The following is a 13,299-nucleotide window of genomic DNA, read 5'->3' on the forward strand; positions in this document are numbered from 1 at the left end:
GGCCCGGCGCCTACGCTTTCCCCGCGTCCTTCTTCGGCGGCAGCGGGAAGAAGCCGCTCGTGCGGGCCCGGTAGGCGGCGAATCCCGGGCGGTCGGCCATATGCGCCTCCAGCAGACGCATACCGCTGCCGACGGTCAGCAGTGCGGACATCACGAGCGGCGCCACGACACTGACCGCGGCGGCCTGCCACTGCTCGGCGGCGATCAGATACAGCCCCCACCAGACACAGAAGTCACCGAAGTAGTTGGGGTGCCGGGTCCAGGACCACAGCCCGCGGTCCATGAGGGCGCCCCGGTGCGCCGGGTCGGCCTTGAAGCGGGCGAGCTGGTGGTCACCGACGGCTTCGAAGCTGAGGCCGAGCAGCCAGAGGGCCGCCCCGGCGAGCGCGAGCGGGCCGAGGGCGCCGGTGACGTAGCAGGCCGCCTGGACGGGCAGCGAGACCAGCCACACCAGGGCGCCCTGGAGGAGGTAGACCTTGCGCAGTGCGTACCAGCGGGGGCTGCCGGGGGCGCGGGCGAGCATCCGTGCGTAGCGCGGGTCCTCGCCGTGGCCGCGGCCGCGCCGGGCGATGTGCGCGGCCAGCCGCAGGCCCCAGACGACCGTGAGTGCGGCGATCAGTGCCCGGCGCGCCGGGTCGGGGCCGTCGGCCGCACCGGAGAGCGCGTACGAGGCGAGCGCCACGGCGGCGAAGCCGACGCCCCAGGCCACGTCGACGATGCGGTGCACGCCCTTCGCGAGCGCGAGGGCGAAGGTGACCAGCATGACGGTGAGCGCCGCGCCCGCCGCGACGGCGAGGTTGACGGCGAAGCCGTCCCACAGGAAGCCGTTCACGGGCTGCCGCCTCCGGCCGTGCCGGTCCCTGCCGTGGCGTACCAGTCGTGCGGGGTGGCCGGCATCCCGCTGCCGCCGTCGGCGCCGGGCCGTACGGCGAGGATCTGGTCGACGCCCATCCGGCGTTCGGCGAACGCCAGCGCCCCGCCGACCAGATAGAGCCGCCATACGCGGGCGGTCGCCGGACCCACCATCGCGACGACGTCGTCCCAGCGCTCCTCAAGGGTGCGGTGCCAGGCGGCCACGGTCCGTACGTAATGCTCGCGCAGCGATTCGGCGGAGCGCACCTCCAGGCCGGCGCCGGTGAGCAGGCCGATCGTCTCCCCGAGGGGGCGCATGTGCATGTCGGGCGCGATGTAGGTCTCGATGAACGCGCCGCCACCGGGGGCGTTGGCTCCGCGGGACATCTGCTGCACCAGGGCGCGGCCGCGCGGGCGCAGCATCCGGTGCAGGGTGGCGGCGAAGCCGGGGTATTCGGCGTCGCCGACGTGTTCGCCCATCTCGATGGTGGAGACCGCGTCGTACGGTTCCTGGCCGGGGCCTTGCGTCAGGTCGCGGTAGTCGCGCAGTTCGACGGTGACGCGGTCCGTCAGGCTGCGGGCCTGGATCTGCTCGCGTACATGGTCGCGTTGCTCGCGGGCGAGAGTGACGGCGGTGACGTGGGCGCCGTGATGTTCGGCGGCGTAGAGGCTGAGGGAGCCCCAGCCGCAGCCGATGTCCAGGAGGCGGGCGCCGGGCCGCAGGGCGAGTTTGCGGCAGATCAGTTCGAGCTTGTCGCGCTGGGCGTCGGCGAGGCCGTAGTCCGGCTTCTGCCCCGCCTGGCCGTTCTGCCGGGCGTCCTGGGTCCAGTAGGCGCACGAGTAGGCCATCGACGGGTCGAGAAGCAGCGCGTAGAAGGCGTTGGACAGGTCGTAGTGGTGGCTGATGGCGGCGCGGTCGCGGCTCTTGGAGTGCAGGGCGCCGGCCAGCCGCGCGGGCTCCCCGGGAGCCGGCGGCCGGGGGCCGATGACGCCGAGGCGGAGGGCGGTGCCCAGCGCGCCGAGGGCGTCGGACGGGCCGATGCGGGCGGGGCCGCCGCCGGCCGGTCCGCCGTCCGCACGCAGTGCGCGCCAGGCGGCGCCCAGTGCCGTGCCGAGGTCGCCCTCGACGTCCAGGTCGCCGCTGATGTACGCCTGGGCCAGGCCGAGTTCGTCGGGCTGCCAGAGGAGCCGGCGCAGCGCGCGGCGGTGGCGCAGAATGACGACCGGGCCGTCGGGCGGCCCGGCCTCGCTGCCGTCCCAGGCGCGCAGCCGCACCGGCAGCCGGCCTCCGAGGAGGGTGCGTACGACCGGGACGATGCGGTCGGCGACGGCGGTCATGCGGTGGCCTCGTTCCCCGTCAGCAGGATCTGCTGGACGTCGAGATAGCGGGCGCGGAACCCGGCCTCGGAGTACGCGAGGTAGAAGTCCCACATTCTGCGGAAGGTGGTGTCGAAGCCCAACCGGCCGATTTCCGCGCCGCGTTCGGTGCAGCGTGCGCGCCACAGCCGCAGGGTTTCCGCGTAGTGCCCGCCGAATCCGGCGCGTTCGGTGACGCGGAGCCCGGTGTGCCGCGCGGCGCACTGTTCGATCGCCGTGACGGAGGGCAGGAAGCCGCCCGGGAAGATGTACTTCTGGATCCAGGTGTAGGTGTGGCGGGTGGCGAGCATCCGGTCATGCGGCATGGTGATCGCCTGGAGCGCGACCCGCCCACCGGGGGCCAGCAGCCGCTCCAGGGTGGTGAAGTACTGCGGCCAGTGGTCCGCGCCGACGGCCTCGATCATCTCGACGCTGACGATGGCGTCGTAGGAGCCCTCGACCTGCCGGTAGTCGCACAGCCGGACGGTGACGGCGTCCTCGCGGCCCGCCTCGCGGATGCGTTGCCCGGCGAGGTCGCGCTGCTCCGCGGAGAGGGTGACCGTGACGACGTGCGCGCCGCGACCGGCGGCCCGCAGGGCGAGTTCGCCCCAGCCGGTGCCGATCTCCAGCAGCCGGGTGCCGGGGCCGACGCCGGCGAGGTCCAGCATCCGGTCGATCTTGCGGTGCTGGCCTGCGACGATGTCGCCCTGCCGGGCGGGGAGTTCGGGGAAGATCGCCGAGGAGTAGCTGAGGGTGTCGTCGAGGAAGAGCCCGAAGAGATCGTTGGACAGGTCGTAGTGGTGCGCGATGTTCCTGCGCGAGCCGTCGGGGGTGTTGCGGCGTTCCGCGGGCTGCCGGCGCGCCCAGGCACCGCGCAGCCTCTGGAGCGGTGCGGGGATCATCGTGGCGGCGTGCCCGGCCAGTACGGCCAGCACCCCCACCAGGTCCTCGGCCTCCCATTCGCGGGCCATGTACGACTCGCCGAATCCGATGAGACCGTCCGCGCCGATCCGGCGGTAGAAGGCTCCGGGATCGCGGAGTTCGAGCAGCGGACCGCCGGCGCCGAGTATCTCGCCGGACGGGAGACGGGCGGTCAGCGGCAGCCGGATCAGGGCATGCCGGACGACCCGTTCGGCGACAGCCGCGCGCAGCGCCGAGCAGCGCGGCACGGATGCCACGTCGGGCCAAGTGCCGGGGTCCACGGCGGGGGTGGACACGGCGGGTTGACGGGAGACGGACGTAGTCACTCCATTCCCTCCTGGGGTCGGTGACGGGGGCGCGGCTGCACGGGCAGCCCGCGCAGGAACAGTCGGATGCCCTGGGTGCGGATGCGGGCGGAGACCACGGCGGTGGCCCACGGGTGGCGGGCGGCCGCGCCGAGCAGTGCGCGGAGGGCGGCCGGGCGCCGCTCGCCGTGCACGGTCGCCGTGAACGGCCGCCCTCCGGCCCGTTCCAGATGGACCGTGAGCCGCAGCCGTTCGGCGGGCTCGGGCAGGCGCATCCGGTAGCGGCCGTCCACCGGGAAGAACGGCGAGACGTAGAAGTCCTTGGCGACGCGGGCGGTGTCGTCGTCGCCGGGGCGCAGCAGATAGCAGTGCCGCTCGCCGTAGGTGTTGTGCACCTCGGCGACCACGCAGCGCGGGGTGCCGTCGCGGTCGTCGCACCAGTAGAGGGTGAGCGGGTTGAAGACGTACCCCAGGACGCGGGCGTGGGTGAGCATCCGCACCCGGCCGCCGTCGAGGTCGACGCCCTGCGCGGCCAGCCAGCGGGTCAGTCCGGCGCGCAGCGTGGGGGCGGTGCCGGCGAAGTGGTCGCGCGGGTCGAAGCGGGCCAGCAGACGGAGCGGGAAGGCCAGCCGGGGCACGTCGTCGAGGTCGATGAGCCAGAGGTAGGTGCGGTGGCGGAAGGCGTGCCGCAGGGGGGCGGTGCGCACATGCGCCACCTCGCACTCGTACAGCGCGGCATCGCGCAGCCCCCTGGTGCGGGTACGGCCGCGGACGTTCACCAGTCCACCCCCAGCGCGGCGGCCGCCGCCACCCCGGAGCGGCAGCCGTCCTCGTGGAAGCCCCAGCCGTGATAGGCGCCGGCGTACGCGGTGACCGGGCCGTTGAGGCCGGGCAGGCGCCGCTGGGCGGCCACCGACTCGGGCGTGAAGACGGGGTGTTCGTAGACCATCCGGGCCAGCACCCGGTCGGGGTCGATCCGGTCGGCGCCGTTCAGGGTGACGACGTGGCGTTCGGCCGTGTCCAGGCGCATCAGCCGGTTCATGTCGTAGCTGACCCGCACCTGGGCGGCGGGGGTGTCGCAGGACGGCATCAGGTAGTTCCAGGAGGCGGCGGCGCCGCGGCTGCGGGGCAGCGGCGCGGTGTCGGTGTGCAGCAGCGTGGGGTTGCGCGAGTAGCGGAAGGCGCCGAGGACCTGGCGTTCGGCGTCGGTCGGGTCCGCCAGCATGGCGAGCGCCTGGTCGGGGTGGACGGCCAGCACGACCGCGTCGTAACGGTCGGTGCTGCCGTCCTCGGCGGTGATCTCCGCGGCCGCCCCGGCACCGTCGCCGGCCGCCTGCCGCCGCACGGCCCGTACGGCGGTGTGGGTGCGGACCGCGTGCAGTTGCTTGGCGACCCGCTCGACGTAGGTGCGCGAGCCGCCGGTGACGGTGCGCCAGGTCGGGGAGCCGGTGACCCCGAGCATGCCGTGGTGGTCGAGGAAGCGGAACAGATAGCGGGCGGGGTAGTGCAGGGCGGTGTCCGGGGCGCAGGACCAGACGGCGGAGACCACGGGCGTCATGAAGTGCGCCGTGAAATAGGCGGAGAAGCGGCCGCGGCGCAGGAATGCGCCGAGGGTGAGGTCATGCGGCCGCTCGTCGCCGGTGTCCTGTCCGGCATCGTCGCCGGCGCCGTCCGGGCTCGCGGCGAGCAGGGCGCGGGCAGCGCGGTGGAAGGCGGCCACCTCGGTGAGCATCCGCAGGTAGCGGGGGCGCAGCGCGTTGCCCGGCCGGGCGAAGAGTCCGGTGAGGCCGCGGGCGCCCGCGTACTCCAGTCCGCAGCCCTCGCAGCGCACCGACATGCTCATCTCGGATTCCTGCGTCGGCACGTCCAGTTCGTCGAAGAGCCGCAGGAGGTGGGGGTAGGTGCGGCGGTTGTGCACGATGAAGCCGCTGTCGACGGAGGTCACCCGGCCGTCGGCGCCGGTCACGTCGTGGGTGTGCGCGTGCCCGCCGAGCCGGCCGTCCGCCTCGTAGAGCGTGACGTCGCGCGCCGTGCTCAGGGCGTAGGCGGCCGTCAGCCCCGCCACTCCGCTGCCGATCACCGCGACGCTGCGCTGCCGCATCCCCGATCCCTCCTCGCACCTGTGGCCGACGCTCCGCACGCCGCCCTTACCTGCTATTCGGAGCCGGGGGACGGGCGGATTGGTCGGGAGGGGGACGGACCGGAAACGGGGCGGCGGGTGCGGTCCATGGGCCGGCGGGGCGGGCGGGATCCGTGGGACGGCCCCGCGGGTGGGATCCCGGGCAGGTCATCCGGACCGCCCGGGCCCACCGGATCCCTCCCGCCGGGAGTAAGTCCGCGGCGGCGGGAGATGATGCATACCCCTGCGTACGGGACGGGGCGCGCCCGGACCCGTACGCAACGCAACGGCACCACTACGGAGAGGACGGGCACGACATGGGCGGGAGCGGGAGGCGCCGCGGGCCGGACCGGACACTGCCGGCACCGGGCGGGGTGCACGGGATACGGACCCGGCTCAGCGGCCGGCCGGACCGCCCCGGTGCCCGCCCGAGCGTCCGGCCGGACGCCGACCCGTCTGCTGTACCCGCCGCGCTCCGCGGTGCCCCGTACGGGCCGCCGGCCGGGGCGCGGCGCAGCAGCGGCCCCCACCGGAGGCCTGCCGGCCTACGGCCGCGGGTCGCGGTGGAGGGAGAGCACCGTGTCCGCTGACGCCGTTCCGCCCTCCGCCCCCTCGCAGACCGCCGAACCGGCCGCCCGGCCCGCGCACACGGCCCTGCCGACCCTGGCCCAGTGCCGCACCGCTCTGCGCCGTACGCCGCTGTCCGTGTGGAACGACGATGTGACGGACTGGGCGGCGAGCCTGACGTACTACTCCGTGCTGGCGCTGCTGCCGTCCCTCATCGTCACGGTGTCGCTGATCGGCCTCGCCGACCCCGCGGCCACCGAGCAACTCATCAACCACCTCGCGTCGATCGCCCCGGCCGGATCCGGCGAAACGGTGCGCCGCGCACTGATCGGCATGGCGCATCAGCGCACCGCCGCCTGGGTGGTCATGGCGGGCGCGCTGGGCAGCGCGTTGTGGTCCTCGTGCAGCTATCTCGCGGTGTTCCGGCGGGCGCTGCACGCCATGCACCGCACGAAGGACGACCGACCGCCGTGGCGGAAGGCACCGCGCATCCTGGTGACGGCGCTGCTGCTCATGGCGCTGCTGATCAGCAGCGCGGTGGCCCTGCTGGTGAGCGGGCCGATCGCGAACGCCCTCGGCCGGGGCCTCGGTCTCGGCGAGGCGGGCGAGGCCACCTGGAATCTGCTGAAGTGGCCGCTGCTGCTCCTGCTGGCCGCCGTGCTGGCGATGGTGCTGTTCCGTTCGGGGCCGCCGACGTCCCGCGGGGTGCGGCGGGCGGCGCCCGGCGGCGTGCTCGCGGTGCTGCTGTGGCTGGTGTCCTCGGCGGGATTCGCGGCCTACACCTCGTACGTCGGCACCTTCAACCGCCTCTACGGTTCGCTGGCCGGGCCGGTGGTGTTCCTGATCTGGCTGTGGTTCTCCCACCTGTCGCTGCTGTCCGGCGCCCAGTTCAACGTGGAACTGCTCCGCGCGGGCCGCGAGGTGAAGACTCCCGAGGACTGAGGGTGCGGCGCGCGTCGCGGTGCGGGGGCGCGGGTCGGCTACCGTCCGTCCCATGACGACTGCCGCCACGCCGCTTCCGCCTAGGGCCACGGGTGTGGGAGCGCTGTTGCGGGAATGGCGGGACCGGCGGCGGGTGAGCCAGCTGGAGCTGGCGCTGCGGGCCGGTTCCTCCGCCCGGCACATCAGCTTCATCGAGACCGGCCGCTCCCGGCCCAGCCAGGAGATGGTGCTGCGGCTCGCCGAACACCTCGACGTCCCCGTACGGGAGCGCAACGCCCTGCTGATCGCGGCCGGTTACGCGCCGGCATATCCGGAGACGCCGCTGGACGATCCGTCGATGGACGCGCTGCGGGCCGGTATGGAGCAGCTGCTGACCGGCTACGAACCGTTCCCGGCGCTGGTGCTGGACGGCCGGTACGACGTGCGGGCGGCCAACCGGGGCGTCGCCCTGCTGCTGGAGGGCGTCGACCCGGCCCTGCTGCAACCGCCCCTGAACAGCATGCGGATCACCCTGCATCCGGCGGGCCTGGCACCGCGCATCCGCAACTTCGCGGAGTGGCGCGGCCATCTTCTCGCCCAGATGGAACGGCAGTTGGCGCTGTTGCGGTCCGCGCCGCTGCGCGCGCTCTACGACGAGGTGAGCGGCTACCCCGTACCCGGGAGCGGAGGTGACCGGGACCCGGCGGCCCCTGGCGCCGTCCCCGCCCACTCCCCCGCGCACTCCGCCGCCCCCTTCGCGCTGCCGATGATGATCGAGCATCGCGGGACCGTGCTGTCGTTCCTGTCGACGATCGCCACCTTCAACACCCCGATGGATGTGACCGTTTCCGAGCTGGCGGTGGAAGCCTTCCTGCCCGCCGACCCGGAAACGGCCGCCGCGTTGTGGAACGCGGTGCGGTAGCGGGCGCCAGGCGTCCCAAGAGGTCACAAGAGCTCACGAGAGGCCGCAAGAGAGCAGCGGGGTGCTCCTGGTGAGTGACCCAGGGTGAGGGAGCCATGGTGCAGCCAACCCCCCATCGGCGAGCCGGGAGGCCCCCTGGTGGTTCGGGGGACGGCAGGCTGTCGGCGGCGTGGCCGGGGAAGAAGACTCGACCGCATGACGACGAGCCTTCGGTCCCCCTCTCCACCCGCCGCGCCGGCCCCCTCCCCCGCCGCCTCACCCGCCTCGGACGCGACGGCCTCCGGCAGCGACTTCGCGCGGCTGTCCCGTCGCGTCGTGGCGGCGGGGCTGCAACGGCGGCGGCCCGGCTACTACACCGTGCGGCTGTCGCTCGTGACGCTGGCGTTCGCCGGTGGCTGGGCGGCGTTCTTCGCGCTCGGCGACACCTGGTGGCAGCTGGGGGCCGCCGTGTTCCTGGCCTTCGTGTTCGGGCAGATCGCCCTGGTGGCCCACGACTTGGCGCATATACAGGTGTTCCGCACCCGCCGCCCCAGTGAGATCGGCGGCCGGCTGTTCGCCAACCTCGGCATCGGGATGTCGTACGGCTGGTGGATGAACAAGCACACCCGCCACCACGCCAACCCCAACCACGAAGAGCTCGATCCGGATGTCGTGCCGGACATCCTCGTGTGGTCGCAGGACCAGGCGCGGGCCGCGAAGGGACTGCCCCGCGTCCTGGGCCGCTATCAGGCGCAGCTGTTCTTCCCGCTGCTCACGCTGGAGGGCTTCAACCTCCATGTGTCGAGCGTCCGGGCGCTCCTGCCGAGGGGGATGAAGCGCCGGGGCACCGAGGCGGCGCTGCTGCTGACCCATGTCGCGGCGTATCTGGGTGCGCTGTTCCTGGTCCTGCCGCCCGGAAAGGCGCTGGTCTTCCTCTTCGTCCACCAGGCGGTGTTCGGCCTCTACCTCGGCTCCACGTTCGCGCCCAACCACAAGGGCATGCCCACCCTGACCGGCGACGACCGGCCGGACTTCCTGCGCCGCCAGGTGCTGACCTCACGCAATGTCCGTGGTGGCCCGGTCACCGATGTCGTCCTCGGCGGGCTCAACTACCAGATCGAGCACCACCTCTTCCCGAACATGCCGACCCCGCACCTGCGGCACGCCCAGGTGATCGTGCGCGCGTACTGCGCCGAGATCGGCGTCCCGTATCACGAGACCGGGCTGATCCGTTCGTACGCGGAGGCGCTGCGCCATCTCCATCGGGTCGGCGCACCCCTGCGCCGCGGGGCGGCGGCCGGAGAGGGGTGACGGACGGGCAGCGGCGACGGGCAGCGGTGACGGACTGCCGTTCGGTGACATCGGTGGCCGCCGGGGCGGTCCGCGGCTGCCGGTGGCGTGCCGAGGCCGCCGTGAGCAGCCGCCGTCAGCCGTCGTCGGGTTGCGGCGCCCCCGGTCAGCTCACTTCGCTGCGGTCGGCGCCGTTCCCTTCGGCGCGTCGACGGCAGGCTCGGCATCGACGCGGTCGGAGTCGGCATCGGCGTCGGCGTCGGCGTCGGGGGCTGCCGTGGCCGTGCCCGGGACGGCGTCGGCGGCGTCAGCGGCAGCCAGATCCTCGGCGTCCTGTTCGCCCTCCGAACCGTCCCGCACCGTGCGCCGGGCCGCCATCCACACGTAGACGAGGATGCCGGCGAAGAGGAACAGCACGCCCTGGTAGATCGCGGCGTAGCCGGCGCCCGCGACGAGCCAGAAGGTGAAGCCGAAGGCGACCAGGGCCAGCGTCAGGTCGCGGGCGAAGCGGGCCGGGCGGACCTTGTCGCGGCGGCCGGTGAGCAGGAAGTAGATCTGCGCGCCGGCGGCGAGGAGGTAGGGGACGGTCGCCGAGAAGGTGGTGATCAGCACCAGGATCTCGAAGACGCCACCCGCCCCGGTCAGGTAGTTGATCACCGTCAGGGCGCTGGCCAGCACCGCCGCGGCCAGCACACCGAAGGTGGGCACCCCGCGCCGCTTGGTGAGGAAGGCGGCCGGGAACAGCCCGTCCTTGGCGGCGGCGTACGGCGACTGGGCACTCATCAGGGTCCAGCCGTTGAGCGCGCCGACGATCGAGATGACGGCGGCACCGGCGATGACGGTGCCGCCCCAGTGCCCGCCGAACATCGCGTTCACCGCGTCGGAGAAGGGCGCCTTGGAGTCGACCAGCTTGTCGTGCGTGACGGTGCCGAAGACGGCGAGGGTGCCCAGGAGGTAGACGACGGCGGCGCCGAGGGTGCCGAGGACGGTGGCCCGGCCGACGTTCCGCTCCGGGTCGCGCACCTCGCCCGCGCTCATCGCCGCGGACTCCACACCGACATAGCTGTAGAGCAGGATCGCGGCCGCCGCGGACATGCCGCCGACCGCGCTGCCGCCGGTCTCGTTGAAGCCGCCGAGGTTGTCCGGGTCGAAGAAGAACAGCCCGACGACGGCGATGAACAGCAGCGGCACGAACTTCAGGACCGTGGAGACGAGCTGGACCGCGCCGACGTAACGGGTGCCCGCGAAGTTGGCGAGGGCGGGCAGCCACAGCGCGCCGAGCGCCACCGCGAGATCGACGCCGCCCGAGTCATGGCCGGGGAAGAGGACATGGACGTAGCCGACGGCGGCGACCGCGAGCGCCGCGTTGCTGACCCAGGTCATGGTCCAGTACGACCAGGCGGAGAGGAACCCGGCGAAGTCGCCGAACGCCTCGCGCGCGTAGACGTAGGGGCCTCCGGTGTCCGGGTGGCGCCGGGCGAGGCGCCCGAAGACCAGGGCGAGGGCGAGGGCGCCGACGGTCAGCACGCCGAAGGCGACGAGGCTGACGGTGCCGAACGGGGCCACCGAGGCGGGCAGCAGGAAGATGCCACCCCCGATGATGTTGCCCATCACGAGGGCGGTGGCGGTTCCCAGACCGAAGCGGCGGGTGTGCCGGTCGTGCATGGCGTGGTGGGCCTCTCGTCGTACGCTGCGCACCCGGGATTGCCGGGCGACGAATATCGTCGGCGACCGGCGTCCCCGCACCAAAATCAGCGGGTTTTGTCCTGTGCGGCGGGCCCGCGCGGCGCAAAACCTCCGGGCGGGCCGGTCTCGCGCCGCAGTTCGTCCGCCGCCGGTCCGATGGGCTGCTGCGGTCCTTCGGCTTCCCGCAGCCAGCGGCGCAGCACCCGGTGCACCTGCTCGGCGCCGGTGAGCGGGCTGCCGTCCGGGGTCGGCGGGGTCAGTTCGGCGGGCCACAGCAGGAAGGGGTGGCTCTGCGCGCCGCCCAGTCCGCCGTGCGAGCCGATCTGCTCCTCGAAGGCGTGCACGGCGCCGGTCAGCGGGTCGTGGGCAGAGTTGATCATGAGGTCGGCGGTGTGCGGGAAGCGGTCGGTGCGGCGTACCGCTTCGGCCGCGCCGTCCCCGAAGGCGGCGAGCGGGTCGGTGCCGACGATCCGTCCGGTGTCGAGGTGGTGTTCGGCGCCCGCCGGTCCGAGGACCACGGCGCCGTGTTCCGCGGAGCGGATGAGCAGGAATCCGATGCCGGGGTGGTTGGTGAGAGTGCCGAGCAGTGCGGGGTGTCTGCGGTCGAGTTCCTCGCGGGTGATCCGGCCGGGTACGTCGGGGAAGGACACCAGGCCCAGGTTGCCGGAGGCCAGCACGACGGGATGTGAGGAGCTGGTGCCCTCGATTCCCTCCGGGCGGTGCAGTGCGGCGCGCGCCGCCTCCCTGGCCTCGGCGCCGCTGCGGGTCCGCCCGGCCCGCCGCGGCACCGGCAGTCCGCAACCGGCGCGGACGAGATCGCCCAGGCTCAGACCGTAGCGCTCCAGGAACGTCACGCCGTGGCTCTGGCCGTGGTCGGAGAGCAGCACGATGCGGTACGGGCGCGAGGCGTGTCCGGCGGCCTTGGCGATCAGCGCGAGGGACCGGTCGAGGCTGCGCAGCACCTGGTGCGTGTCGCGGTGCGCGGGTCCCGAGTGGTGGGCGACCTCGTCGTAGGCGACGAGGTCGGCGTAGACCGCGGTGCGGCCGGCGAGCATGTCGCCGACGACGGCGGCGACCACCACATCGCGTTCGACGACGGTCGCGAAGGCCCGGATGACGGGGTAGAGGCCGCCCCGTTTGACGCGCGGCAGCTCCTGCCGGAAGCGGCTGCGCAGCGACTGGACGATCTCGCGCACGACCTCGGCGACGAAGGAGACGGCGGTGCGCGCGGCGTTGCCGGGGTCGGAGAAATACGCGAAGTAGCCGGCGCGGGAGCGGTTGTACCTGCCGCGCCGGGCGGCCACCGACATGACCAGGGCGACCTGGTCGGCGCCGCCGCTGAAGAGGTTGCCGCGGCTGGCGCCGTCGTAGGCGAGCAGTCCGCCGTCGCCGGTGCGCTCGATGGCGCGGCGCTGGAGTTCGGCGGCGCTGCTGGGCCGGTTGCTGACGATGAGGGAGCGGGTCTCCTTCTCGTACCAGCGGAAGGCGGGCAGGTCCTCGTTGCTGCCGTGCAGGATGCCGAGCTGGCTGGCGCCGGTCTGGCTGGACCAGTCGGTGCGCCAGGGGGTGAGGTGGTGGCCGTCGGCGATCCAGCCGGCGACGGTCTCCATCAGCGGCCGGTCGCCACGGGTGGCGTCCCGCAGCAGGTCGTGGCCGAGGCCGTCGAGCTGGAGGAAGACGGTGCCGGGGGTGGTAGGACGGTGGGCGCGGGCCCGTCGGCCGCGGCGCCCGGCGAGCCGGACCAGTCGGCGGTGGTAGGCCTCGTCGTTGCGTACCGCGAGGAAGGCGGAGGTGGCCGAGGAGGTCGCGGACATCACGGCCGCGACGATCACGGCGGTCTCCGGGGCGGCCTGTCCGCGCCCCTCGGGTATCAGGCCGAGGGCGAGCAGCAGCAGCGATCCGTTGAGGAAGAACACCAGCAGGCCGAGCACGAGCGCCGGCACCAGCAGCAGGGCCCGGACGAGTACCGGCCACACCAGGGCGCTGAGCAGGCCGAACGCGCCGGCGCCGAGGGCGGCGGTGAATGCGGTACGGGTGATGCTGTCACCGCCCGCGGACTGCAGCCGGAAGTCGGGCAGCAGGGCGGCGAGCACCAGCAGGGTCAGGCTCGACACCACCCAGACGGCGAGCACCCTCAGCAGGGCGCCGCTCAGGGTCTTCCACCGCGCGGTCCGCACGCCGTCCCACCTCACGCTCCGGCCGCGCCTGGCGCGCGGGCCGCGTCCAGCGTGTCACAAAGAGGCTGGTCGACGCCTTGTGCCCGGGTGTGCGAAGGATGTTCCCGGGCCGTTCCCCACGCCGGCCCGTCGGCTCCCGCAGCCCCGGCGACCGCTTTTCCGGGCGGATGGTGGAGTATCGGGACAAGCGATCAGGCCACGGAC

General features: G+C 73.5%; 10 protein-coding genes. 3 read left to right on the forward strand and 7 right to left on the reverse strand.

Features of this window, described 5'->3' with window-relative positions; all coding sequences use genetic code 11:
* Positions 1–10: 10 nt before the first annotated feature.
* From ACIRQ7_RS12695 to ACIRQ7_RS12715, 5 genes are read right to left on the reverse strand one after another with little or no spacing between them, the layout of a single operon-like run.
* Complete coding sequence (locus ACIRQ7_RS12695; protein WP_404262081.1) at positions 11–832, reverse strand: DUF1295 domain-containing protein; 822 nt, start codon at positions 830–832, stop codon at positions 11–13.
* Complete coding sequence (locus ACIRQ7_RS12700; RefSeq protein WP_404262083.1) at positions 829–2,190, reverse strand: class I SAM-dependent methyltransferase; 1,362 nt, start codon at positions 2,188–2,190, stop codon at positions 829–831. Before ACIRQ7_RS12700 ends, ACIRQ7_RS12695 begins: the two co-directional genes overlap by 4 nt.
* Complete coding sequence (locus tag ACIRQ7_RS12705) at positions 2,187–3,455, reverse strand: class I SAM-dependent methyltransferase (RefSeq protein WP_404262084.1); 1,269 nt, start codon at positions 3,453–3,455, stop codon at positions 2,187–2,189. The genes ACIRQ7_RS12700 and ACIRQ7_RS12705 overlap by 4 nt, the downstream gene beginning before the upstream one ends.
* Positions 3,452–4,213, reverse strand: a complete 762-nt coding sequence (locus tag ACIRQ7_RS12710) for a DUF1365 domain-containing protein (RefSeq protein WP_404262086.1) — start codon at positions 4,211–4,213, stop codon at positions 3,452–3,454. Before ACIRQ7_RS12710 ends, ACIRQ7_RS12705 begins: the two co-directional genes overlap by 4 nt.
* Positions 4,210–5,535, reverse strand: a complete 1,326-nt coding sequence (locus ACIRQ7_RS12715) for an NAD(P)/FAD-dependent oxidoreductase (protein ID WP_404262087.1) — start codon at positions 5,533–5,535, stop codon at positions 4,210–4,212. The genes ACIRQ7_RS12710 and ACIRQ7_RS12715 overlap by 4 nt, the downstream gene beginning before the upstream one ends.
* A gap of 597 nt (positions 5,536–6,132) precedes the next feature.
* Between ACIRQ7_RS12715 and ACIRQ7_RS12720 the strand changes: the two genes are divergently transcribed.
* The 3 genes from ACIRQ7_RS12720 to ACIRQ7_RS12730 all read left to right on the forward strand — a co-directional run bounded on the left by ACIRQ7_RS12720 (position 6,133) and on the right by ACIRQ7_RS12730 (position 9,253).
* Positions 6,133–7,062, forward strand: coding sequence for a YihY/virulence factor BrkB family protein (locus ACIRQ7_RS12720; RefSeq protein WP_404262089.1), 930 nt, complete (start codon positions 6,133–6,135; stop codon positions 7,060–7,062).
* A gap of 52 nt (positions 7,063–7,114) precedes the next feature.
* The gene (locus ACIRQ7_RS12725; protein WP_404262090.1) at positions 7,115–7,963 is read left to right on the forward strand and encodes a helix-turn-helix domain-containing protein; all 849 of its coding nucleotides are present in this window, start codon (positions 7,115–7,117) and stop codon (positions 7,961–7,963) included.
* Positions 7,964–8,158: 195 nt separating this feature from the next.
* Positions 8,159–9,253: a fatty acid desaturase family protein gene (locus ACIRQ7_RS12730; RefSeq protein ID WP_404262092.1), complete on the forward strand. Its 1,095-nt coding sequence runs from the start codon at positions 8,159–8,161 to the stop codon at positions 9,251–9,253.
* A gap of 150 nt (positions 9,254–9,403) precedes the next feature.
* On the opposite strand, the gene ACIRQ7_RS12735 is transcribed toward ACIRQ7_RS12730, so the two are convergent.
* Both ACIRQ7_RS12735 and ACIRQ7_RS12740 read right to left on the reverse strand, forming a co-directional pair.
* On the reverse strand, positions 9,404–10,897 hold the full coding sequence (locus tag ACIRQ7_RS12735) for an amino acid permease (RefSeq protein ID WP_404262094.1): 1,494 nt from the start codon (positions 10,895–10,897) through the stop codon (positions 9,404–9,406).
* Positions 10,898–10,983: 86 nt separating this feature from the next.
* On the reverse strand, positions 10,984–13,095 hold the full coding sequence (locus tag ACIRQ7_RS12740; protein ID WP_404262096.1) for a phage holin family protein: 2,112 nt from the start codon (positions 13,093–13,095) through the stop codon (positions 10,984–10,986).
* Positions 13,096–13,299 lie beyond the last annotated feature (204 nt).

The sequence above is a fragment of the Streptomyces sp. NPDC101393 genome (genome assembly GCF_044767385.1).
Lineage (GTDB): Bacteria > Actinomycetota > Actinomycetes > Streptomycetales > Streptomycetaceae > Streptomyces.

Bases quoted from the DNA above. Each gene is read 5' to 3' on its own strand.
- ACIRQ7_RS12715 (WP_404262087.1), bottom strand. From the start codon at position 5,535: ATGCGGCAGCGCAGCGTCGCGGTGATCGGCAGCGGAGTGGCGGGGCTG.
- ACIRQ7_RS12725 (WP_404262090.1), top strand. From the start codon at position 7,115: ATGACGACTGCCGCCACGCCGCTTCCGCCTAGGGCCACGGGTGTGGGA.
- ACIRQ7_RS12730 (WP_404262092.1), top strand. From the start codon at position 8,159: ATGACGACGAGCCTTCGGTCCCCCTCTCCACCCGCCGCGCCGGCCCCC.
- ACIRQ7_RS12735 (WP_404262094.1), bottom strand. From the start codon at position 10,897: ATGCACGACCGGCACACCCGCCGCTTCGGTCTGGGAACCGCCACCGCC.
- ACIRQ7_RS12700 (WP_404262083.1), bottom strand. From the start codon at position 2,190: ATGACCGCCGTCGCCGACCGCATCGTCCCGGTCGTACGCACCCTCCTC.